This is a genomic window from Oceanobacter sp. 5_MG-2023, from assembly GCF_030548165.1.
Lineage (GTDB): Bacteria > Pseudomonadota > Gammaproteobacteria > Pseudomonadales > Oceanobacteraceae > Oceanobacter.
In genome coordinates this window covers 35231-57492 of the sequence record NZ_JAUORS010000004.1, presented here as the reverse complement: position 1 = coordinate 57492, position 22262 = coordinate 35231, and the positions used below count along the sequence as shown (strand labels likewise).

Sequence of the window (22262 nt, the reverse complement as noted above, 5' to 3'; positions counted from 1 at the left end):
GACGGGCAAGAACAGACAAGAATAGTCGCTCATAAACGGCTGGAGGCAACCCCAGGAGGGAGCACGAAGATCGAACAGCAAAGTTCGACGCCACAGAGGATAAAAACAGAGACAGAGACAGAGACAGAGACAGAGACAGAGACAGGATAAACTCTGATCGGCAAGCGCAAGGGCAAGGAACAAACGCCGCTGCCCACTCACCACTCAGGCAAAAACAGTAAAACCGGAGTCTGGCTCCGGCCTAGCGATGAACAATGACGGTTTTTTTCGTCAGCCCGGAATAAACATCAATCGTATGATTCTGCGGTGCTGTCGGCATCCAGACAGCCTGGGTGGCCACCTCTGCCGTCGCCGGATTATGCAGCACCAGACTGACGGTATCCGAATTATTGATCGCCGCCAGCGGATACACCTCTTCCGGCAAGATCGAAATCACCAGCGTGGTATCTCCCTGATACGACAAATGATTGCCCGATTTACCCGCACTTGCCCGCAGCGCTTTCATGGAACCGACCATACGAATATTACTGGCCGCCTTACGCACGCCCTGGGCATTCTTGACCAGCACATCAAAACGGTCTGCAGACTGTATTTGCGAAACCGGGATGGAACCGTGGCTGACGGTCAAGGTATATAAAACACGATTATCCGCCAGTCGTTCCGATAACGTCGGGATATCCGGAGCCGCAAGCTCACCAAAATAAAAAGGCATGCCCGCTTGTTTAGCCACCTTGAGCACCTTGCCGACCACCAGACTGGCATCCAGCGCCTGTCGATCCGTTTTTTCAATTTCGCGCATCGTCAGTGTGTTTTCAGTCACCAGGGTACCGGCGGTCAAGGTCTGGTTAGCCACCAGCACCGTGTGGTAATTCATCTTGTCGATCTGGCGATATCCCAGCACCGCAGTCAGCAACGCTGAAATAGAAAATACCGTCAAACCAACAATGGCACTGCCATTTAATCTGCGTTTCATGATCCATTCCTCCGTAACCACTGAACGAATAAAGGTTCTGACCCATTGGTCAGAACCTGATCAGGCGATCAAGGAGCAGTCAAGGTCCCTGCAACAGCAGCAGAACTGGCACCCAGACTGGCAGCCGTTGCACCACCTTCCAGTGCGGTGGCGGTGACGAAGGTAAACTCGGTATTGTCCCCGGCAATCACATCTGGCGCGTCGCCATAAACCGACCCTTCGACAGCGGCGGTACTTTCGCCATTCACCAGACCATTAAATGCGTAGGTCTGATCCAGGCTGCCAATGGCTTCCGCAACGTCTTCCATTTCTGCTGTCAGTGCATCGCGCATGGTCACCAGACCCACTGTCAAACCGACCACCATGGTAGTCACCAGCAGCACCAGCTCCGAGGTCATAACGAAACCACCCTGTCTGGTTTTATGCGCCGTAATTGAAGTTGTCATAATGTAATCCTCATTGCATTTTAGGTATTTTATAGGCTGTAAAAACGTTCAAGCATTTCATTGTTAACCCCTTGTTTACTCTGCTCTAGCCAGTCGTTAACCGGGGTTACATGGGTATTGCAGCCGTTGTGCCAATTTTTGAAATACCCTTTCCAGCGGCGTATCCGGCGATACAAAAACACCATATTTGCCAGCCCAAAAAACATAAAAACCCTTTATTAATGCGGGTTACAGCGATGCCGGAATATTTTATAAAATATCCTGGCCTGCACCAGAAACCCTGAATATCAGCTCAATAACAAAACGTAATGCCTCTCAATACCTGACTTTGCCATGGCATGACGTTTTTTGATTCGCAAAATGAAAAGTAATTTGGGAATCAGAAACAGCCCAGTGCCGGAACCTCGCAGGCAGTCGATCCGGAAAAGATCAACTACTGTGGGTTTACACAGTGTTTTTTACTGTATATATTCACATCTACTGTACAGATAAACAGATATGGAAACCCTATGATCAAGCTCACCGCCAGACAGCAGCAGGTACTCAACCTGATCAAATCCGCACTGGAAGAAACCGGTTTTCCACCCACTCGTGCAGAAATCGCCAAGGAACTGGGATTCAAATCCCCCAACGCCGCAGAAGAACATCTCAAGGCACTGGCACGCAAAGGCGCAATCGCCATCATGCCCGGTGCCTCCCGGGGTATCCGGATTATCGGCACGGAACCGGAAGGCCTGCCAGTCGTTGGCCGCGTGGCTGCCGGTGAGCCGATCCTTGCCCAGGAACATATCGAGGAATATTGCAGCTTGCCCGCCAATTTCTTCAAGCCAAGTGCCGATTATCTGCTGGAAGTACAAGGCGACAGCATGAAAAACGTCGGGATTTTTAATGGCGACCTGATTGCGGTACACAAGTGTGAAAGCGCCCGTAACGGTCAGATTGTGGTGGCCCGGGTCGAAAACGAAGTCACCGTCAAACGCCTGGAAAAAAATCGTAACAAGGTGCTGTTACACGCCGAAAACGACGCCTACCGACCGATCGAAGTCGATTTGCGTCAGCAGGAATTCAATATCGAAGGTTTGTATGTCGGAGTCATCCGCCGTAATCACTAATCAATCCGCCCAGACAAGACAGCCAGTATCGGTCAGTAGTCATTCACGAGGTTTTGTATGCGCCAACTCAGCTTGCCAGTCGATCGTCAGCCCGTATTGCCGTTTACGAGTATCAACCCGATAACAAGCAAGCCACACGCCTGTGGCAGCCTGACCGAAGTGATTGTCTCTGATGACAGCGCGATCCAGCCGATGCAGCTATTACCCATGCTGGCGCATTGTAATGCCAGTGACCGCTGGCTGATGTGGCTCAGCCCGAACCGGACGCTGAACAAACGATCACTGGCTGATATGAATCTCGACAAGGCACCGGTTATTCATATCGATCTCCAGGCAGATACCCAACAACTGTTGTGCCAACGCATTCTCAACAGTGGTAATAGTCACCTGATTATTGAATGGCAAGGGAATATCAGCCAGCGTGAACGTCGCCGCTTGCATAGTCTGGCACGGCAGAGTGGCAGCCATGTCGTACTGGTACAGGTCCGCCCAAACCTCTGACATACATATAACAGTCACGCATAAAAAACGGGTAGCCAGGCTACCCGTTTTTTCATTACCCAGCGAAGCGTTTAATGCAGCGGATAGCTGTGTTCTTCAACATCAAAGTCATCATCCACATCCATGCCCGACAGCTCGCTGACCTTACGGACACCGGCTTCCAACATCACACGTGCAACATCCATATGGTGCTCACTCAAGCTGGCTTTGGCATCCTCTGAAAAGTGGATTCGCATTAATGCATCACCGTCTTGCTCATCGGCCCGACGTAATGCAACATCCCCATTGGAAAGCTCAATAATCTCGAAAAAGCGTGCCATATATCGTCTCATAAAAAGTGACTGATCAGTCTAACACAGGTGCGACAAACACACGCAGGGCAGAATTTCAGGATTCGCGCTGATTGGCTCGTTGCTCATCGATAAGCTGATGAAAGCAGGCCAGCCAACCGGACACATCCTCTCCATCCCCCGACACCGGATCGTCGGCCGTCGAGGTAATCAGGCGCGTCGCCAACATTGGCTCCACGCCTGATAGCGCTGGCCAACCCAGCTGTTCCACCGCTTGCAAAAAACGGTAAAACCAGCTGAACACGTCTTCGGACAACGCCTGCCACTGGCGCATATCACCCGTCACCAGAGACGTTTGCTGCAACAATTGTGGCAGCGATTCCACTCGGCTGTTCACACCGGCTGCCTGTGCCAACTCATTCAGATAACACCGATAAGCGGCCAACAGCTGCAACAGCGCTGCATCATTTAACCCCTGAGTCAAAGCCTGACCCTGGTTCGCCTCCGCGGCTGCAGGTAATTGCTCCAGCAGCAGCCGGCATTGATACAGGCGCTGATTGGTCTGGCCAACCCAGTTCATGGCGGCCACGGATCAGAAGTCCAGTGTCAGGCCCAAATGCCAGCCATCACCCAACTTGTAGCGTTCATCCATATGTTCGACACGAATACCATTATAACGATAACCAGCATAGACACGGGCGGAAGGAATCACCGCATACTGGGCACGAAAATCACTGTTGATCAGGTTTTCGGCATCACCAAAAGAGACAACAGCAGGCGCATAATAGGCGTAAGCGGCGAAACTGACATCCGGATGAGTTGGAATGGCAGCACGGAAAAAGCCACCAACACCCAGAGCTGCGCCATCGTAGTGATCACTTTCAAAAGCAAAGGCCTTGGCACCCACTCCGATATACAGATTACCGTGCGGCTTGCGCAAATCGACAACATGTACACCGGCACCCAGCATATTGCCATCGTCCATATCGTGCAGGGCCGACAGGTTCATATGCAAGCCTGAGCTTGCCTGCGTACCATCATAAGCAATACGGACAGCATCATTGGCGAGACTGAGATCCAGAGCGCCACCCGCCTGGGCACTCATTGCCAGGCATGACAGTGCAGAAGCAGCCATAACCCGACGAACAGCCAGAGTCATTCCTTTCATAATTCCCCCAAAAACAGTAAACCCCGGCCAGCAGAACTGCGGCCGGGGCATCAAATAACAAGTGCGGGCATATTAGCAGTGCCCGGCAATCGGTAACATGCACAGATTACAAAAACTGACGCTAATTTGAAGCAGTTCGCCACCCGCCAACACGGGTGGCGCACGCGCTTTACTTCATCAGATCCAGCAGCAGTTTGTTCAGTTTACCTACGTATTCCGCCGGATTTTTCAACTGGCTGCCTTCGGCCAACTGCGCCTGGGCATGGATCAGACCAGCCAGTTCAGCAAAACGGTCTTCATCCTGTTCATGATCCAGACGCTCGATCAGCGGATGCGTCGGGTTGATTTCCAGCGTAATCTCCGGCTCTGGCATCGACTGACCAGCGGCTTCCAGCATGCGCCGCATATGGCCACCCATATCAAACTGGCCGACCACCAGACAGGCGGGAGAATCGGTCAACCGTGAGGTGACTCGTACATCCTTGACATCCGGCAGTACTTTTTCCAACCGCTCAGTCAGGCTTTTATGGCTTTCCTGCAGGGTTTCCTGTTGTTTCTTTTCATCTTCATCAGCGAGTTCATCAAGGTCCAGTTCACCTTTGGTGATGTCCTGGAATGACTTGCCATCAAAGGCATTCAGATGACCAACCATCCACTCATCCACACGATCGGTCAGCAACAGGACCTCGATACCTTTTTTGCGGAAATATTCGATGTGTGGGCTACCCATGGCAGCCGCGTGGGATTCGGCGGTGATGTAGTAGATTTTTGTCTGGCCTTCATGCATACGCGCGACATAATCCGCCAGGCTAACGGTCTGGGCTTCGCCTTCGCTGGTCGAAGTGGCAAAGCGGAACAAGGCGGCAATTTTTTCCTTGTTGCCATTGTCTTCCGCTGGGCCTTCTTTTAATACGTCACCAAATTCGTTCCAGAAGGTCTGGTATTTTTCGCTGTCGTTTTTCGCCAGTTTGGTCAAGGTATCGAGGATACGTTTGACCAGTGCCGAACGCATGCTGTCGACCTGCTTGTCTTGTTGCAGGATCTCACGAGAGACGTTCAGTGACAGGTCGTTGGAGTCCAGCACCCCTTTTACAAAACGCAGGTACAGCGGCAGGAACTGCTCGGCATCGTCCATAATAAAGACGCGTTGCACATACAGCTTCAGGCCCCGGGCACTGTCGCGGTTCCACATGTCGAACGGTGCCTTGGAGGGAATATACAGCAGACTGGTGTAATCCAGTTTGCCTTCCACCCGGTTGTGCATCCAGGTCAGTGGCTCATTCCAGTCATGGGAAATGTGTTTGTAGAACTCCTGATACTCTTCATCCGTCAATTCTGAACGGGAGCGGGTCCACATGGCTTTGGCCTGGTTAACCGCTTCAGGTGCCTTGCTGGCTTCGCTGTCTTCAGCCTCGTCATCGGGACTGATTTCTGGTGGCAAGAAAACCGGTACCGCAATATGGTCAGAATACTTTTTGATCAGTGAGCGCAGACGGTAGTTATCAGCAAACTCAGCTTCATCGGCTTTCAGATGCAGGATGATTTTTGTACCGCGTTCAGGCTTGTCGATTGGCTCCAGCGAGAAATCGCCTTCACCGGCGGATTCCCACCGAACCCCCTGGTCCGCTGCTTCTCCGGCACGACGGGTTTCCACCACGACATTGTCGGCCACAATAAAGGCAGAGTAGAAACCGACACCAAACTGGCCGATCAGCTGGGAATCCTGTTTTTGATCACCAGTCAGGTTGCCAAGAAACTCGGCGGTACCTGATTTGGCAATGGTACCCAGATGATTGATAACATCATCCCGGTTCATACCAATGCCGTTATCGGTAATGGTCAGGGTGCGCGCATCGGCATCAAAATCGATATGCACCGCCAGTTCACTCTGGCCTTCAAACAGAGCGTCGTTTTGTAACGCTTCAAAACGCAATTTGTCGCAAGCATCCGACGCATTGGAAATCAATTCACGCAGGAAAATTTCCTTGTTGGAATACAAGGAGTGAATCATCAAATGCAACAGTTGTTTTACTTCGGTTTTAAAACCAAGCGTTTCTTTGCTAGCTACGGTCATGCCTGTCTCCTGTCTCAGTACACCCGCGGTGTACTCCGTTACCTGTATCAAAAAACCGGCGACCACTCACAATACGAGTGGTCGCTACATGTCATGGCTACAAGGTGGGGACAGCCCATCGCTTTTCAAGCCCAAAGAGACATCTATCAACGCCAGTGTCAGAAAATACCATGCCAACAGGCGATATAAAGGCAGTTCAGTGTTTGCAAATCGTACAGATCCGGGGTGACAGGTGTTGTGATTTCCGTATTTTCAAGGTTTCTACTCCCTCACCAAAACGCTCTCTTCGAGGCGGAAACCAGCACTGCAATTGTTGTAACCGGTCTTCCAGTCCATCATCATCAGCCAGTGCGGTCACAATAGCAGCAGAACGAATCCCGCTGGCAGCAACCGGCTGAATCGTCTCAGTGGTAATACCACCAATACAGGTCAGGGCAACCGCATCACTGCGTCGCACCCAACGGCTCAAGGTATCGCACCCCAGCGGAGGATACTTGAGTGTTTTGGAAAGTGGCTTGAACACCGGGCCAAAAGCAATATACGACGGCTGATAACGCAACGCGTGAAGTATTTCCCACTCGCTATGAGTACTGATCCCCAGCATCAATCCCGCTTCGGACAGGGCCACCAGGTCGGCTTCCAACAAATCTTCCTGCCCCAGATGTACCCCATCGGCCTTCAGTTCCAGTGCCAGTTGCCAGTCGTCATTGATAAACAGTGGCACACCGGCATGGCGACATAACCGAATGGCTTCCCAGGTTTCGTCACGATAGTCCGGGCCAGGGTTTTTGACCCGCCATTGCAGGCTGTCGATCCCCAGTTTCAGCAACCGCCGTAAATGTGCCAGATTATCAACCAGGCCATACAGTCCCAGGCTATGTGGTAACGCCGGGAAGGTTCGGGAAAAAAACATCCGGTCAGATGTCAATGAAGCACTGCTGGTAAGCGGTAACAGTTCCAGCCCCAGCTGGGCGAAGGCGAGCTGACGCACATCCGCGGCGTGCAGCTGATGATAGCCAGAAGCACGCTGGCTGGACGCCGCCAGGCTGGCCAGGGTATTCGCCACCGCCAGCACCACACTGTCATAACGACGTAATCCGGAAGCCAGTCCGGCAGCCAGAGCCGCAGCCAGATGACAACCGGTGCCATGGGCTGACCAGGGCAAGCGGTAATGCATCAACATAAATGACGGTGCCAGTCGCTGCTCCGGGTCCAGCGCCTGGATATCGATGCCCGCCGCGGCTTCCTGTTCGCTGTCCGGGCCGATATACCAGTCAACCAGAATATTTTCTCCCTGACGGCAGTGCTGTCCCTCATCGCTTTTCAAATCCAGTTGCAGCGCCGTAATACCTGTCACCAGAACGGCCCCGGCACCAGCCGCCAACAGGGTCTGGGCGGCCGTAAAAATCCCCTGCCGATGAATATCCGAATCACCGGTCAGCCGTAATAACTCCGTTACATTGGGCGTAATCACATCGGTCAGCTTCAATAACCCGGCGTATTCATCCAGGCAATGCCAACTGGCCAGACCGCCTCCGGTTGCCCCCAGCACCGGGTCCCAGATAATCGGAACCCCACGCTGTTTCAGCAGTTGTAGCCGTTGTAACAGCCAACGGAACAACTCCGGGTCGGGGGGAATCCAGCCCAGACGAACCGCCTGTGGCCAGCCATCATCCTGTAATGCCACCCATTGGGCATCCAGCATTGATTGCGTCACCGGCTCAACCGCCTGTACGCCGCGGCTGCTTTGCGCGGTGATCGCAATCACCAGGGTGGCACAATCCACCCCCATGGCTTGTGCCATCGACACATCGGCCTGCATACCCGCTCCCGCCGAACAGTCAGACGCTGTAATTGACCAGATTCTGGCGCGTTCGGACGGTGCCTTGGGTGTGCCGCAATAACATTCTGAAAAAAGCGTTGTCACGCGTCGTTTACCTCCTTGAAAACGTTGTGTATTAAGAACTTGTCTGGTGCCAGAAAGGCAACCCGAGCAGCGGTGTTGACGGGCTGGCTTGCGGCCGCTCGGTCATTAACCCGGCTTCGTAGGCCATACGCCCACCGGAAACAGCCGCAGCAAACGCAGAAGCCATGGCCACTGGTTGCTCTGCCTGGGCCACGGCGGTATTCAGCAGCACGGCATCAAAGCCCAGCTCCATGGCCTGCATTGCCTGGGATGGCTTCCCCAGCCCGGCATCAATCACCATAAAGGCTTCCGGCAAACGTTGCCGCAAACGTTTCAGCCCTTCCGGATTTTGTAGACCACAGCCACTGCCAATAGGTGCCCCCCAAGGCATGATGCCAACACAACCGGCATCCAATAAGCGCTGACACAGCACCAGATCTTCGGTGCAATACGGTAATACCTTGAAGCCCTGGGAAACCAGCTCGCGGGCGGCTTCCAGCAGCTCAAACGGATCGGGCTGGAGAGTATAGTCATCTCCCATCACTTCCAGCTTGATCCAGGATGTGGCAAACAATTCACGGGCCAGCGTTGCCATCAGAATCGCTTCTCTGGCAGTAAAACACCCGGCCGTGTTTGGTAATAACCGGGCACCCGTCCGACTGGTCGTTTCTTTCAGCAAGGCCCAGTGACCGTTATCTTCAATATTGCGAGCCGTCTGGCGACGTAATGCCACCGTCACAAAGCCGGGGCTGGCAGCGGTGATCGCTTCGGCCATCAGGTCTGGCGAAGGGTATAATGAACTGCCCAGCCACAATCGTCCGGCAATGTCCTCTTCGGCCAGTGTTACCGTCTGTTTTACTGTTGGTACGATCATGCATCACCCTCCTGTCATTGCGCCCAAGATATCAACCTGCATACCATCAACCAGTGCCAGCTCATGATATTGGCCCTGATGGATCAGGCGCTGGTCCACGGCAACCACAAAATTGCCCGCGGCAGCAGCGAACCCTTGTTGCTGCAGCAGCTCATCCAACCGTAATACACTCACTTGTAACCATTCTCCGTTGAGGCATATCTTCATACTGTGGCCTCCGCTGTTGCGCTGGTCTGACGACTGGCCGCCGCTAGCGGCATCAACCCCAGCGGTACCTGATACTCTTGCTGCAAACGGCCGAGTAGCGCCGGTGACAATAAAAACCCATGGCGGTACAAACCATTCACTGCCAGCGTTCCGGCAGAGCGGGTGATTTCAGGTTCATGGTGGCTCAGTGCCGGGCGTAAATTGGAGGCCAGCTCCAGGATGCGGGCTTCTGCCAGCGCTGGTGACAAGGCATACAGGGCACTGAGCATTTCCAGCGCTGAGCGCACACTGACGGGGGATCGATCAGAGCTTTCAATTTCAGTGGCCCCCAAGATGTAGCGCCCCTGCTCCTTGGGAACCAGATACAGATGGTATTTGGGGTGCAGTAATCGTACCGGCCGCTGAATTTCAACATCCGGTGCCTCAATCCAGATTACCTCGCCCCTCACACCGCGCACTTGTGACCGCCAACGCTGGGCGCCAACACCACAGCAATCAATCCATAACACTGCCGGATAAGCTTGTTGGTTCACATACCAATGGCTGTGCGCGTCTTCAGCAACGTAATCAACCGGACTATTCAGACTGATTTTTCCACCAGCGGAAATAATGGCCCGATGTAACAAAACCAATAGACGGCGATTTTCCAGATGACCTTCCGGCATCAGCCAGAGGCCGCGCCGGAATTGCTCCGACAAGTGCGGCTCCAGCGCCTCGATTTGCTGGCGATTTTGCCAGGCAATACCCTGCTCGGCTCCAACATGATGCCGTGCAAGGCATCGCCCCATATCATCCAGCAGACCATTATCGGCGGGATGGGCCACCATCAGAGTCCCTCCCCGGCAAAAATCGATCGTTTCCCCAGTGTCGGCCGACAACGCCTGCAACAGGGTTGGCCATAGTTCCAGCGACTGCAATCCCATCCGGAAAAGATTCGGGCTACAGAGCGGCAACTCACTGTAGGGGGCCACCATGGCGGCGGCGGTATGTGCCGCGGCCCGGGGAGTTGCTGGTGCGAGGGGCTCTTCCTCACTGGCTTCAAACAGGTGAACCCGATAACCCTGACGTGCCAGTCGCCAGCCAATCAGGCTCCCGATCAAGCCAGCTCCGGCAATACAGATTTCGGCTCCGGAGGCTTTCCACGCCTCCCAGTCATACTCGCAGCGGTTATGCATTATCCAGTGCCTCGTCAACCTCGCTCATCTGATCGGTGCTACTGGCGGGATGGTAAAGCTCGCTGCCTTGCTGGCGAAATTCTTCAGCCTTGTCGGCCATCGCTTGCTGGGCTTGTTCCGCGTTAGCAGCGTCTCGTACTTCCTGGGATATTTTCATGGAGCAAAACTTGGGGCCACACATGGAACAGAAATGCGCCAGTTTATGGCCTTCTTTTGGCATGGTTTCATCGTGATAGGCCCGGGCTGTCTCCGGGTCCAGCGCCAGGTTGAACTGATCCTGCCAGCGAAATTCAAACCGTGCTTTGGACATGGCGTTATCGTGTATCTGGGCACCGGGATGTCCCTTGGCCAGATCCGCCGCATGCGCCGCGATGCGATAAGCCATCATGCCCTGTTTGACATCTTCCTTGTTGGGCAAACCCAGATGTTCCTTGGGGGTGACATAACACAGCATGGCGCAGCCGTACCAACCGATCAGGGCGGCGCCAATGCCGGATGTAATGTGGTCGTAACCGGGCGCAATGTCGGTGGTCAGCGGTCCCAGGGTATAAAACGGCGCTTCCTGGCAGTGCTTTAATTGCTCATCCATGTTCTCCTTGATCATATGCATTGGCACATGACCAGGCCCTTCGATAAAGGTCTGCACATCGTGCTGCCAGGCAATTTTGGTCAGTTCGCCCAGGGTGTGTAATTCGGCAAACTGGGCTTCATCGTTGGCGTCTGCAATCGAACCGGGGCGCAAGCCATCTCCCAAAGAGAAACAGACATCGTAGGCTTTCATGATGTCGCAGATGTCTTCGAAGTGACTGTACAGAAAGCTTTCCTGGTGATGCGCCAGGCACCACTTGGCCATAATCGAACCACCCCGGCTGACGATGCCTGTTACCCGCTTGGCGGTCAGCGGAATATGTGCCAGCCGCACCCCGGCATGGATGGTGAAATAATCCACCCCCTGCTCAGCCTGTTCGATCAAGGTATCGCGGAACAATTCCCAGGTCAGGTCTTCTGCGATGCCTCCGCATTTCTCTAACGCCTGATATAGAGGTACGGTACCAACAGGCACCGGCGAGTTACGCAGAATCCATTCACGGGTTTCATGAATGTTTTGCCCGGTCGACAAATCCATAATGGTGTCGGCCCCCCAATGGGTTGCCCATACCAGCTTTTCCACTTCATCGGCAATGGAAGAGGTAACGGCCGAGTTGCCAATATTGGCGTTGACCTTGGTACGGAAGTTACGGCCAATAATCATCGGCTCGCTTTCCGGGTGATTGATATTATTCGGGATCACCGCCCGTCCTCGCGCAACCTCATCACGAACAAATTCCGGGGTAATCAAGGCAGGAATATTGGCACCCCAGCTTTGCCCCGGATGCTGCTGTGTCAGCGCATCGGCTAACGCCTGCTCGGTCAGCCCGAGGTTTTCGCGGATGGCAATGTATTCCATTTCCGGGGTGATAATCCCCTGCCTGGCATAATGCAACTGGGTGACATTGTTGCCCGGCAAGGCACGCCGTGGCTTGCGTTCAGTTTTCATACGCCACTGCTCGTAACGCAAATCCATATCGCGGGTCTGGCTGAAATATGAGCTGGACTGGGCCAGCACTTCCGTATCGGAGCGCTCGTCAATCCACGGTTGCCGCAGTGCGGACAAGCCTTTGGCAAGATCCAGATCAAGCGCCGGATCACTGTACGGGCCCGACATATCGTAAACCCGCACCGGTGGATTATGCTCGGTGTTGCCATCACTCAATTGGGTAGGCGTCAGCTCAATTTCCCGAACTCCGACCTGTATATCGTCCCGGGAGCCCTGAATATAGACCTTGCGTGAGGCCGGATAACTCAAGCGATCCAGCTGCGCCTGGGTCAGTGGCGACTCGGCATTGGCGGTATTGCCGTGTGTTTTGTCATGTGTTTCATTGTTGGCGGAAGCCATACTTGATACCTCTCTGAATATGGAAAGGATCAGGCAGGCAGCGGTACAAGAAAGAAAAGAGGCGGGTCATGGCCGATCACGTATCAGGTTCAGCCGGGCAACTGATACCTTCATGCAGAACCCAAACATCCATCACAGTAAAAGGATGCCGGATCATACGTGACTTTTCTGTTCCCTACGCTGGCACTAACCAGATCAGGTTCAACGGGATCCGCAATTGCGATCTCAGCCTCCAATGAGGCACCCCGACAGAATGTTCGAGCAGATTAAACGCTATTTATGACGGCGACAAGCCTTCTACGCCAAAAGAAGCACTCAGCAGAAAATGTGCCCGGGCCGTGGCAATCGGTTGTTGCCGGTCACTTTGCCAGGCAGTGATAGCCACATTGGCCACTCGCACCCCTTGTCGCCAGATCTGGCAATCAACCAGGGTATCCTGATCGCGCCCGGCCCGTAGATAGTCCAGCGAGAAGTCGATCAGTTTGGGCAAACCCATGGGTTCCGCACGGATCAGCACCTGAATCGAGGCTGCCAATTCCATAAATCCACCAATCACGCCACCATGAATGGCTGGCAATAATGGATTACCAATATTGTCCGGGTTCCTGGGTAAGCGAAATAATAATTCTCCCTCTTGTTGCAATACTTCGGCACCGATAACCGCCGCATAGGGAATCGCATTCATCAAGGATTGATAGTCTCCACTGGCGCGGGCATATTGGACCTTGCTGGCAAAATCATCCTGCTGGGTGGTCGTTTGATCCGTCATCCGTTGTCTCCCTGAATACCCGTTGCCAGCGCATTGGCCGGTTGCAAATGCGTCAAGCGCATAAACGTTGCATTGCATTTGGCGATCACTTCACCATCATCGGCCTGCACCACCCGACAGTCGGCAAACACCACCGAGGCAGTGACCCGCTGCACACTGGCGTGAGCCAACAGGTTCTGACCGCTGCGAGCCGAACGCATATAATCCACCCGCAAATCCAGCGTCGGGCACAACTCAAATCCCGGCAAGGCGTTGACTACCGCGGTGCCACAGGCAGTATCCATCAGAGTCGTCAAACTGCCGCCGTGCAAGGCTCCGGTGATCGGATTACCAACCAGTTCAGGCGCATAGGGCAGCATCATGACCAGCCCGTTGGCATCCGCAGAAACCAGAGAGATACCCAGTACCTGACAATGTCGCAACACCGAGATAAAACGCGCTGCGCGTGCAAAACGCTCGGCGTCAGAAATCGGCTCGACGGTTTCATTATTGCCCATAATTCACTCGTCTCTTTTATAATTAACTTTTTGGAATAATACCCAAGATAGTCCACCACGCAAGACATCCATGCCAACCATGCCTTCAGGTCAACACCAATCGGCCCCGGCACCATCCAGCGCTGCGGTAAAACCAGTCCCCTTGCTCACTCTGACGGTTGTTGACAGGTTCGTCATATCCCTGTCACGGCCGGAATCTACCGTCAGGTTTTCGCGACAGGAGCAAGAGGATGAACTGGTGGCAACATGGAGTCGTTTATCAAATATATCCACGCAGTTTTCAGGACTCAAATAATGATGGTATTGGCGACCTGCAAGGACTGATCAGCCGCCTCGATTACCTTAATGACGGAACGCCGGATTCGCTGGGTATCGATGCTATCTGGCTCTCACCTGTCTACCCGTCACCGATGCTGGATCTTGGCTACGACATCTGTGATTACCAGGCTATTGACCCGGTATTTGGTACCCTGGCCGATTTTGACCAGCTGCTGCAACAGGCCCATCAGCGTGATATTCGTATTATTCTGGATCTGGTCGCCAACCACACATCGGATCAACACCCCTGGTTTATCGATAGCTGCCAACCTGGATCCAGCAAGGCCGACTGGTATCTCTGGCACGAGGGTAACACCCGTCCGAATAATTGGCAGGCATGCTTTGGTGGTTCTGGCTGGAGCTGGCATCCCGTCAGAAAAGCCTGGTATTTTCATTCGTTCTTGCCCCAACAGCCAGACTTAAACTGGCGTCACCCTGAGGTACAGCAAGCGATACAAGCCGTGATGGAATTCTGGCTGGCCCGCGGCGTCGATGGCTTTCGTCTCGATGTGGTCAATCTTTTTTACAAGGCCAGAGACCTGCAGAACAACCCGACAGATTGGCTCAAACCGGCACGGCCTTACGACCGTCAGAGACATATTCACGACCGGGACCAGCCAGAAATGCACGAGCTGCTCAAACAGATGCGCTCGTGGGTTGATCAGTACCCGGACCGCATGATGGTCGGAGAAATATTTATCGCCGATTCAGATGATGCCAGCCTGCCCGCCAGCTACTGCGGCAATGGTGATGAACTGCACTTGGCGTTTAATCTGGCTTTTTTGCGGGCTCCATTTTCAGCCCGAGCATTCCGTGCCGTCATTCATCAGTGGATCGACTTGCTAGGGCACGAGAACTGGCCGAATTACACCCTCAGCAACCATGATATCAAACGCCATATCAGCCGTTATGCCGCTCACTCAGACCGCACCCAGGCTGAACAACCACCTCACAAGCACAGCCTCGAACGGGCACGTCTGCTGGCGATGCTGCTGCTGACACTACGCGGTACACCCTTTTTGTATTACGGTGAAGAAATTGGCATGCCGGAACAACCCGTTTCCCTGCCCCAGCGACAAGATCCGGTGGGCAAACGTTACTGGCCCTTTCACCCTGGCCGCGACGGTTGCCGGCGGCCAATGATGTGGCAAATACCCAATACCTTTTCCAGCGCGGCCAGCTGGTTACCAGAAAGGGTGATTGAGGGTACAAGTGTCACCGACCAAAGCCATGACCCCGACAGCCTGCTGAGCTGGTATCGACACTTGATCTGGCTGCGCAAACGCACTCCGGCCTTGTACCGGGGCAAACTCAAACTTATTGGCAGTCCTGACGAAGTGCTTGCCTACGAGCGTTGTGAGCAGCCACACCGTTTACTGGTATTGCTGAACTTTTCCAGCCAGCCACAGCCAGTTAACCTGCACCATCATGCTGTTATGCGCTGCCTCGCCAACAGCCATGCATCCGCTGCCCCGGCATACCGGGACGGTTCGTTATTACTCGAGCCACTGCAGGCACTGATACTGGAAATCAATCCGGACTTTCCGCAACGGGCCTCAGTGGCTCCATGACTAGCAGCAACACTGATCCAGTCAGACCCATGCTAACGGGGGCATCCATTTAATCCTGCACGGCTCTGCGCGAGTGTTGCCGTTGTTCAGGGCAAGGCGACGAATGCAGCGAAATGACGAGTCCTTTTCAAATTCGTCAACACCGCACTGGACGGCGGCAACCCGCGCCCTTCGGGGGCTGCCGGATGATCTCGACTCGGTGTCGCCGACTTTTGACTTGACCCGTCAGGCCTGCAAGTCAGCTTCGTGATTCGAAACCATCCGGTAGCCCAGAGTGAGCACCGGATTAAATAGATGCCCCCTAACGCTGACCGGCAAACAGCTGATCGCGATAAGCATGGGATGGATAAATACCAAAAATACGAATATCCCGGGCAAAATATTCCAGCTCATTCAAAGCCAATTGCATATTGGCCTCCTGAGGATGTCCAAGGATATCGGCATGAAATAGACTGGCTTCCATACTGGCGCCATCCATATAACTTTCCAGCCGCAACAGGTTAATACTGTTGGTGGCGAATCCGCCTAATGCCTTGTAAAGCGACGCTGGAATATTACGGACGGTAAATAACACACTGGTGATATAGGTGATATCCGGCTGTCGTATTTCGTGCTGATGTTCCCGGGCAAACACCAGAAAACGAGTGGTATTACCCATCACATCCTGAAAGTTTTCATGCACCACTTCCAGGCCATACAAATCAGCCGCCAAGGCCGATGCAATTGCCCCTCGATGGCGATCACCACTGGCTGAGAGATCCTCGGCTTCCTGGGCGGTGTCCATGGTCGGCACCGCTTTCATCCCCAGATTCACAATACGCTGATGACACTGAGCCAGCGCCTGGGGATGCGAAGCCACCGACTCAATATCCATAAGCTGCACCCCTGGTAATGCCAGCAAACAGTGATTGACCGGCTCAAAATGCTCGGTAATTGCGCACAAGCGCGTGCGCGGAATAATTCGATAGATTTCCTCAACCCGACCTGCGGTCGAGTTTTCCAGCGGGATCATTGCCCGGTCAACCTGACCAGCACTGACCAGCTCCAGCGCGGCCTGGAAATCTTCACAAGCAACCGCTTCCCAATCCGGAAATACCCGGCTGCACGCAAGGTGAGAATAGGCACCCGCAGTCCCTTGATAAGCAACACGGCCAGCCATGACGTTCTCCTGAATTCCCACTACAGCGATAACCGCTGAATCAAGTGGTTTGCACCAACAAAAAACACAAGCACCAAAAAAGAGCGCATTATGCACCAATAAATTACAATACTTTCTGAAATAGTGAGGCCGCCAACCGACCCACTCTCGCCCCACCAGCAAGATGTCACGCTGACCATCGGTCAGTACGGGGCTTTACTATCAACTGGAACCAAAGTTCATACATTGGCCAGTTTGACATGTAGTCTGGCACGGTCTCTGCTACAAAGCATACAGCAAGCCTCTGATATATCAGCATAAACCCGCGATAGAGGCCAACCTTAATACGCGGCTTCAGCAGCGCATGACCGACTTGCGAGGACTATCATGACCACCACACTCTGGCCCGGAACACGACCTCTTGATGAACACCTCCGCACCACCTTCGCCAGTAATTATTCCGCGTTAAAGTCGTTACCAGAGCCCTGGCTGAAACAATGGCCTGATGTTTGGCTACCCGTCGCCACCTGGGTGGCGCAGCAAAAAAATGAACTGGGTGGTGTTCCGGTCATCGGCATTCATGGTGGCCAGGGTTCCGGCAAATCGACCCTGAGCCAGGCCCTGGCCAGCTTATACAAAGCCGCGCTGGGCTGGAACTGTGTCATCGTCTCCATTGACGACCTTTACCTCGGTCATGATCAGCGTCAGCAATTAGGCCAGTCAGTGCACCCATTACTGGCCACACGGGGGGTTCCCGGCACTCACGATGCCACCCTGGGTCGCCAGTTGTTTACCGATCTGAAACAACTGGAGCCTGGCCAGTGTCTGACCATTCCAGCCTTCGACAAGGTTTCGGACGATCGTTTGCCAGCATCCGATTGGCACCAGATTGTTGGCCCTGTTGACCTGATTCTGTTTGAAGGCTGGTGTGTTGGTTGTCATGCCGTCGAGGACAGCCAGCTGGATGAACCCGCCAACCAGCTCGAAGCAACGGAAGACACCGACGGCCAATGGCGCCGCTGGGTCAACCAGCGCCTGGCCAAGGACTACGCCGACTGGTTTGCCATGATGGATCGTCTGGTCATGCTGAAAGTCCCCGGCATGCAAGCCGTACTGAACTGGCGCGGCCAGCAGGAAGTTGAAAACCGCAAGCACGCCAAAGGACAACACGATCGGGGACTTGATCACGCTGGACTGGTACGATTTATCCAGCATTATCAGCGTTTGACCGAAAATGCCTTGCGTGATTTGCCTGGGCATGCTGATCTGGTACTGGAACTGAACAACCAGCACGCCGTTAACCACATCCATTGATTACTATTGCCGGGAGCGCGTCATGTCAAGCAATACCAGCCAATGCGACATTCCGACGGTACCTCTGGTCGTGATGACCGACCTTGATGGAACCCTGCTCGATCACCACAACTACAGTGCCAATGCAGCCCTGCCTGCACTGAAACGCCTGCGGGCCCTGCATATTCCTGTGCTGTTTAATACCAGCAAAACCTGTGACGAAGTCAGTGGCTTGCGCCACGAACTGGACAACCGTTATCCGTTTGTCTGTGAAAACGGCAGCGTTATCCATATCCCCAAACCCGATGCCACAGGCTTTAACAGCGAAGTGCTTGGTGTCAGCTATGTCGATATCCTCAAAGCCCTGCATCAACTGCAGCACGAAGGTTTTCATTTTCGCGGGTTTAACGATATGCCGGCCACGGAAGTGGCGGCCATGACCGGATTGTCGCAAGACAACGCCTGGCTGGCCAAAAAACGGCAAGCCTCTGAGCCACTGCTCTGGCACGACAGCGACGAAGCCCTCGAACGCTTCCGCCAGCGGCTGGCCGAGTATCAGCTGACACTCACCAAAGGTGGCCGTTTTTACCACGTCATGGGTACCACCAACAAAGCCAGCGGACTGGATTTTTTCCGTCAGTATTACCAACACCAATGGCAGCTCACGCCACAGGTTGCCGCGCTGGGCGACGGCGAAAATGATCGTGCCATGCTGGAAGCTGCCGATTATCCGATCGTTATTCCGGGCGAAAACCAGACCCTGACACTGCAGCATCCCTCCGCCAGAACGGCGGCCCACAAAGGGCCAGCGGGCTGGAATACTGAAATACTCACATTATTAGAACAATTATCATAAGGAGCCTGGTCATGGCTGACTTTTACCAGAATGGAACAATCACCACCCTGCACAACTTGGTTGATCGTCCACTGGAAGAAATGGAAAAAGAACTGCTGAGCTTTTCCCGCGTACGTCCGATGTCCCTGGTACTGCCTTCGCTTTACTCTGAACTTCAAGGCCCTGCTCTTGGCCATATCATTGACGAAATCAGTGAAGTCCCTTATCTCAACGAGATTGTTATTGGTCTCGATCAGGCTGATGAGTCTGAATACCAACACGCCAAAGATGAGTTTTCCCGTTTGCCGCAACACCATCGCGTGCTCTGGAATGATGGTCCACGGCTGCGCAAAATCAATTCCTTACTGGAAGAAAAAGGCCTGGCCCCCAAGGAAATGGGCAAGGGTCGCAACGTCTGGTATTGCTATGGCTATGTACTGGCATCCGGTCGGGCAGAAGCCGTTGCCCTGCATGATTGCGACATCGTCACCTACGATCGCAGCTTACTGGCCCGACTGATTTATCCGGTCGCCAACCCGGCCTTCAACTACGAATTTGCCAAAGGTTATTACGCCCGTATTGCAGACAACAAAATGAATGGCCGTGTCAGCCGACTGCTGGTTACGCCACTGATTCGAGCGCTGAAAAAAGTGCTGGGGCAAAAGGAATATCTCGATTTTCTCGACAGCTTTCGCTACCCATTGTCGGGTGAATTTTCGATGCGCGCCGACGTCCTGAATGACCTTCGGATTCCGACCGACTGGGGGCTGGAAATTGGTGTGCTGTCTGAGATGAACCGCAATTACAGCACCAATCGTCTCTGCCAGGTGGATATTTGTGACAATTATGATCACAAGCATCAACCACTGTCAGCAGAGGATTCAGCGCTGGGCCTCTCCAAAATGAGTACCGATATCTGCAAGGCTATCTTCCGCAAACTGGCCACCCAGGGCGAGGTTTTCACCAACGAAACCTTCCGCACCATCAAGGCAACCTATTTCCGGGTCGCACTGGATTTTGTTGAAACCTACTACAACGATGCTCTGATGAACGGTTTGACACTGGACCGCCACCAGGAAGAGGCCGCGGTCGAACTGTTTGCAGAGAATATTATGTCTGCCGGTGATTATTTCCTCGAAAACCCAATGGAAACTCCGTTTATCCCAAGCTGGAATCGCGTTATTTCCGCCATCCCGGATATTCTCGATCGTCTTTACGAAGCCGTTGAGGAAGATAATATCCAGTCCTGACAACACGACGTCGCTGGTGAGTCAACCACTCACCAGCGACGCTTGCTTCAACTGGTGAGCCACACGGTCTGATACGGCTTCAGAGTCAGAGTATCTCCTAGTGGTCCGGCCTCCTCTTCCAGCAAATCTGTCATACCCAAGACCAGGAACCCCAGACTCGCCAGTGGCAACGCCATTTTGCGCTCCGTGACGTTGGAGATAGCAAAAACGGTCTGGCCGCGGTCACCACAGCTGCGTTTAATAATAAACAGGTCAGAGTTGATACGAATCACCTCCTGACGGGCGTCAGGGTGGAACGCTGGCTGACGTCGACGTATCCGGATCATCTGCCGTAACCGATTAAAGATCTCGGCCTGGGGGGTTACCGGATTGTTCAGCAGCGTTTCCAGCTCTTCACAATTCCAGATACGGCGGTTGATCGAGCGCGTACGGCCGGTTTGCTCCACGTGGGCCAGATCATTTGGACTGGCGGTCAGGCTGTGAATATACACCGCCGGAATCCCCTGCATCGCCAGCATGATGGCCTGGGAACACAGGAAACGTGGCACCTGGAAGTGATCCGGGCCACGACGGGTTCCCATGCAGGCATCAAACAGGGCAATATTGATTTCGTAGGGGCTTTCCGTGCCGTCCGGATTCGCCTTCATACTGACGAAACCACCAAATTTGTGCATGCATTCAATCAGGTTTTCAACTTCATGAGCCGGCAGGATGCCCTCTACCGGACGCACGCCAATCCCGTCATGGGAGGCAGTAAAATTAAGATAGGTGCAGCCTTCCGGCAGCGGTGGAATCTTGCTGGCCCAATCAGCCAGATAGTCAGATTTCCCCCGATTCAGCGCGTGTAAGACCAACGGCGGCAAGCCAAACTGATACACCATATGCGCTTCATCCGAATCACCAAAATAACTGAGATTTTCGGCAACCGGCACATTGGTTTCGGTTATCAGTACCACTTCAGGGGCTACTGCTTCGACGATATCGTGCATCAACTTGACGACTTCATGGGTCTGCGGCAAATGGATGCAGTTGGTACCCAGCTGTTTCCACAAGTAGGCAATGGCATCCAGCCGTACAAAACGGGCACCCTGCTCGACGTAAAACAGCATGATGTTCATCATCTCAACCAGCACTTTGGGGTTGGCGTAGTTGAGATCAATCTGATCTTCACTGAAGGTCGCCCAGACATGGCGAACACCCCGGTGGGTATGTACCGGCGTCAGCAAGGGTGTATTACGTGGTCGTGTTACCCCGGACACATCGGTACCGATTTCGACCTCGATAAAATAGTCACTGTAAGGTTCGCAGTTAGCGACATAATCGATAAACCACAAACTCTCTCGCGAACAATGGTTCACCACCAGGTCAGCCATCAGATCGAAGTTTTCAGCGATACTGGCAACATCTTCCCAGTTGCCCCAGTCAGGGTTGACCTGACGGTAATCGATCACGGAAAAACCATCATCCGAACTGTAGGGCGAAAATGGTAGCAGGTGTACCGCATTCAAGGTGTCTGCCACATTGTCCTTGAGAAAACGGCTGAGAGTCTGGAATGGCACCTCCCCCGCCTGCTGGATGCTGTTGCCGTAAGTGATCAGGATAACGTCTTCCTGGCTCCAGCGTTGTCCATTGGTCATTTCTCCCGGCTGGCTCTTGCGGCCTTCCAGAAACTTGAGGCACAAACGCTCCAGATCAGCCGCGGTGTCGGCTGCTACAGTGGCATCGAGATAAATCTTCTGGAGACGTCTGGTAAGCCTGGTGATCAGGTCATTTGACATATACTTTCCTGGTTAACTGTCGCAATAGACTGAATTCACTGCCATTTTTATGCCGTAATGGCACGAGCGGGGCGGAAGCCAGCCAAGAGAGGAAAAAGATACAGAGAGAAAAGACAATCACTCCTGCACCCCTCAAAAAATCCCGGCCGCC

The 22262-nt window shown here is 53.6% G+C and carries 21 protein-coding genes and 1 riboswitch; of the genes, 6 read left to right on the top strand and 15 right to left on the bottom strand.

All coding sequences use genetic code 11. From position 1 onward, the window contains the following. Positions 1-241: 241 nt before the first annotated feature. Together Q4551_RS04200 and Q4551_RS04195 are read right to left on the bottom strand one after the other, a co-directional pair. Entirely contained in the window at positions 242-973 is a 732-nt protein-coding gene (locus Q4551_RS04200; RefSeq protein WP_303431962.1) for an SAF domain-containing protein, read from the bottom strand. 68 nt (positions 974-1041) lie between these two features. Further along, a complete protein-coding gene (locus tag Q4551_RS04195) occupies positions 1042-1419 on the bottom strand; it encodes a hypothetical protein (protein ID WP_303431961.1) in 378 nt (125 codons plus the stop codon). A gap of 509 nt (positions 1420-1928) precedes the next feature. Here Q4551_RS04195 and lexA point away from each other — a divergent pair. Together lexA and Q4551_RS04185 are read left to right on the top strand one after the other, a co-directional pair. Next, positions 1929-2531: a transcriptional repressor LexA gene (gene lexA / locus Q4551_RS04190; RefSeq protein ID WP_303431960.1), complete on the top strand. Its 603-nt coding sequence runs from the start codon at positions 1929-1931 to the stop codon at positions 2529-2531. A 57-nt stretch (positions 2532-2588) separates the two neighbouring features. After that, a complete protein-coding gene (locus tag Q4551_RS04185; RefSeq protein ID WP_303431959.1) occupies positions 2589-3032 on the top strand; it encodes a cell division inhibitor SulA in 444 nt (147 codons plus the stop codon). Between the two features lie 71 nt (positions 3033-3103). On the opposite strand, the gene Q4551_RS04180 is transcribed toward Q4551_RS04185, so the two are convergent. The 11 genes from Q4551_RS04180 to Q4551_RS04130 all read right to left on the bottom strand — a co-directional run bounded on the left by Q4551_RS04180 (position 3104) and on the right by Q4551_RS04130 (position 13928). Continuing rightward, positions 3104-3352, bottom strand: coding sequence for a hypothetical protein (locus tag Q4551_RS04180; RefSeq protein ID WP_303431958.1), 249 nt, complete (start codon positions 3350-3352; stop codon positions 3104-3106). A gap of 67 nt (positions 3353-3419) precedes the next feature. Further along, positions 3420-3902, bottom strand: a complete 483-nt coding sequence (locus Q4551_RS04175; RefSeq protein WP_368501369.1) for a DUF6586 family protein — start codon at positions 3900-3902, stop codon at positions 3420-3422. Between the two features lie 12 nt (positions 3903-3914). After that, positions 3915-4490, bottom strand: a complete 576-nt coding sequence (locus Q4551_RS04170) for a YfaZ family outer membrane protein (RefSeq protein WP_303431956.1) — start codon at positions 4488-4490, stop codon at positions 3915-3917. 169 nt (positions 4491-4659) lie between these two features. Continuing rightward, positions 4660-6564, bottom strand: coding sequence for a molecular chaperone HtpG (gene htpG, locus Q4551_RS04165; protein ID WP_303431955.1), 1905 nt, complete (start codon positions 6562-6564; stop codon positions 4660-4662). 196 nt (positions 6565-6760) lie between these two features. Beyond that, entirely contained in the window at positions 6761-8491 is a 1731-nt protein-coding gene (locus Q4551_RS04160) for a thiamine phosphate synthase (protein ID WP_303431954.1), read from the bottom strand. Positions 8492-8522: 31 nt separating this feature from the next. After that, complete coding sequence (locus Q4551_RS04155) at positions 8523-9344, bottom strand: thiazole synthase (protein ID WP_303431953.1); 822 nt, start codon at positions 9342-9344, stop codon at positions 8523-8525. Positions 9345-9347: 3 nt separating this feature from the next. Continuing rightward, the gene (locus tag Q4551_RS04150) at positions 9348-9551 is read right to left on the bottom strand and encodes a MoaD/ThiS family protein (protein WP_303431952.1); all 204 of its coding nucleotides are present in this window, start codon (positions 9549-9551) and stop codon (positions 9348-9350) included. Continuing rightward, on the bottom strand, positions 9548-10726 hold the full coding sequence (locus Q4551_RS04145; protein WP_303431951.1) for an FAD-dependent oxidoreductase: 1179 nt from the start codon (positions 10724-10726) through the stop codon (positions 9548-9550). Before Q4551_RS04145 ends, Q4551_RS04150 begins: the two co-directional genes overlap by 4 nt. Then, positions 10719-12662: a phosphomethylpyrimidine synthase ThiC gene (thiC, locus tag Q4551_RS04140; RefSeq protein ID WP_303431950.1), complete on the bottom strand. Its 1944-nt coding sequence runs from the start codon at positions 12660-12662 to the stop codon at positions 10719-10721. The genes Q4551_RS04145 and thiC overlap by 8 nt, the downstream gene beginning before the upstream one ends. A gap of 155 nt (positions 12663-12817) precedes the next feature. Continuing rightward, positions 12818-12920: riboswitch (TPP riboswitch) on the bottom strand. 19 nt (positions 12921-12939) lie between these two features. Continuing rightward, positions 12940-13431: a PaaI family thioesterase gene (locus tag Q4551_RS04135; RefSeq protein ID WP_303431949.1), complete on the bottom strand. Its 492-nt coding sequence runs from the start codon at positions 13429-13431 to the stop codon at positions 12940-12942. After that, positions 13428-13928: a PaaI family thioesterase gene (locus Q4551_RS04130; protein ID WP_303431948.1), complete on the bottom strand. Its 501-nt coding sequence runs from the start codon at positions 13926-13928 to the stop codon at positions 13428-13430. Before Q4551_RS04130 ends, Q4551_RS04135 begins: the two co-directional genes overlap by 4 nt. Before the next feature lie 230 nt (positions 13929-14158). Between Q4551_RS04130 and Q4551_RS04125 the strand changes: the two genes are divergently transcribed. Continuing rightward, positions 14159-15817: an alpha-amylase family glycosyl hydrolase gene (locus Q4551_RS04125; protein ID WP_303431947.1), complete on the top strand. Its 1659-nt coding sequence runs from the start codon at positions 14159-14161 to the stop codon at positions 15815-15817. A gap of 301 nt (positions 15818-16118) precedes the next feature. On the opposite strand, the gene Q4551_RS04120 is transcribed toward Q4551_RS04125, so the two are convergent. Continuing rightward, entirely contained in the window at positions 16119-16976 is an 858-nt protein-coding gene (locus tag Q4551_RS04120; protein WP_303431946.1) for a prephenate dehydratase, read from the bottom strand. 366 nt (positions 16977-17342) lie between these two features. Here Q4551_RS04120 and Q4551_RS04115 point away from each other — a divergent pair, with 366 nt between their 5' ends. Genes Q4551_RS04115 through Q4551_RS04105 form a run of 3 tightly spaced genes read left to right on the top strand, consistent with a single transcriptional unit; the run spans position 17343 to position 20333 of the window. Beyond that, a complete protein-coding gene (locus tag Q4551_RS04115; RefSeq protein WP_303431945.1) occupies positions 17343-18269 on the top strand; it encodes a hypothetical protein in 927 nt (308 codons plus the stop codon). A 22-nt stretch (positions 18270-18291) separates the two neighbouring features. Continuing rightward, positions 18292-19104, top strand: coding sequence for a mannosyl-3-phosphoglycerate phosphatase (locus Q4551_RS04110; protein ID WP_303431944.1), 813 nt, complete (start codon positions 18292-18294; stop codon positions 19102-19104). 11 nt (positions 19105-19115) lie between these two features. Next, on the top strand, positions 19116-20333 hold the full coding sequence (locus tag Q4551_RS04105; protein WP_303431943.1) for a glycosyl transferase: 1218 nt from the start codon (positions 19116-19118) through the stop codon (positions 20331-20333). 47 nt (positions 20334-20380) lie between these two features. On the opposite strand, the gene Q4551_RS04100 is transcribed toward Q4551_RS04105, so the two are convergent. Beyond that, positions 20381-22111: a sugar phosphorylase gene (locus tag Q4551_RS04100; protein WP_303431942.1), complete on the bottom strand. Its 1731-nt coding sequence runs from the start codon at positions 22109-22111 to the stop codon at positions 20381-20383. Between the last annotated feature and the right edge of the window lie 151 nt (positions 22112-22262).

Coding starts and splice junctions, on each gene's coding strand:
- Q4551_RS04185 (WP_303431959.1), top strand. CDS start 2,589: ATGCGCCAACTCAGCTTGCCAGTCGATCGTCAGCCCGTATTGCCGTTT.
- thiC (WP_303431950.1), bottom strand. CDS start 12,662: ATGGCTTCCGCCAACAATGAAACACATGACAAAACACACGGCAATACC.
- Q4551_RS04195 (WP_303431961.1), bottom strand. CDS start 1,419: ATGACAACTTCAATTACGGCGCATAAAACCAGACAGGGTGGTTTCGTT.
- Q4551_RS04135 (WP_303431949.1), bottom strand. CDS start 13,431: ATGACGGATCAAACGACCACCCAGCAGGATGATTTTGCCAGCAAGGTC.
- Q4551_RS04180 (WP_303431958.1), bottom strand. CDS start 3,352: ATGGCACGCTTTTTCGAGATTATTGAGCTTTCCAATGGGGATGTTGCA.
- Q4551_RS04150 (WP_303431952.1), bottom strand. CDS start 9,551: ATGAAGATATGCCTCAACGGAGAATGGTTACAAGTGAGTGTATTACGG.
- Q4551_RS04100 (WP_303431942.1), bottom strand. CDS start 22,111: ATGTCAAATGACCTGATCACCAGGCTTACCAGACGTCTCCAGAAGATT.
- Q4551_RS04155 (WP_303431953.1), bottom strand. CDS start 9,344: ATGATCGTACCAACAGTAAAACAGACGGTAACACTGGCCGAAGAGGAC.
- Q4551_RS04175 (WP_368501369.1), bottom strand. CDS start 3,902: ATGAACTGGGTTGGCCAGACCAATCAGCGCCTGTATCAATGCCGGCTG.
- Q4551_RS04170 (WP_303431956.1), bottom strand. CDS start 4,490: ATGAAAGGAATGACTCTGGCTGTTCGTCGGGTTATGGCTGCTTCTGCA.
- Q4551_RS04115 (WP_303431945.1), top strand. CDS start 17,343: ATGACCACCACACTCTGGCCCGGAACACGACCTCTTGATGAACACCTC.
- Q4551_RS04125 (WP_303431947.1), top strand. CDS start 14,159: ATGAACTGGTGGCAACATGGAGTCGTTTATCAAATATATCCACGCAGT.
- lexA (WP_303431960.1), top strand. CDS start 1,929: ATGATCAAGCTCACCGCCAGACAGCAGCAGGTACTCAACCTGATCAAA.
- Q4551_RS04120 (WP_303431946.1), bottom strand. CDS start 16,976: ATGGCTGGCCGTGTTGCTTATCAAGGGACTGCGGGTGCCTATTCTCAC.
- Q4551_RS04105 (WP_303431943.1), top strand. CDS start 19,116: ATGGCTGACTTTTACCAGAATGGAACAATCACCACCCTGCACAACTTG.
- Q4551_RS04110 (WP_303431944.1), top strand. CDS start 18,292: ATGTCAAGCAATACCAGCCAATGCGACATTCCGACGGTACCTCTGGTC.
- Q4551_RS04130 (WP_303431948.1), bottom strand. CDS start 13,928: ATGGGCAATAATGAAACCGTCGAGCCGATTTCTGACGCCGAGCGTTTT.
- Q4551_RS04145 (WP_303431951.1), bottom strand. CDS start 10,726: ATGCATAACCGCTGCGAGTATGACTGGGAGGCGTGGAAAGCCTCCGGA.
- htpG (WP_303431955.1), bottom strand. CDS start 6,564: ATGACCGTAGCTAGCAAAGAAACGCTTGGTTTTAAAACCGAAGTAAAA.
- Q4551_RS04200 (WP_303431962.1), bottom strand. CDS start 973: ATGAAACGCAGATTAAATGGCAGTGCCATTGTTGGTTTGACGGTATTT.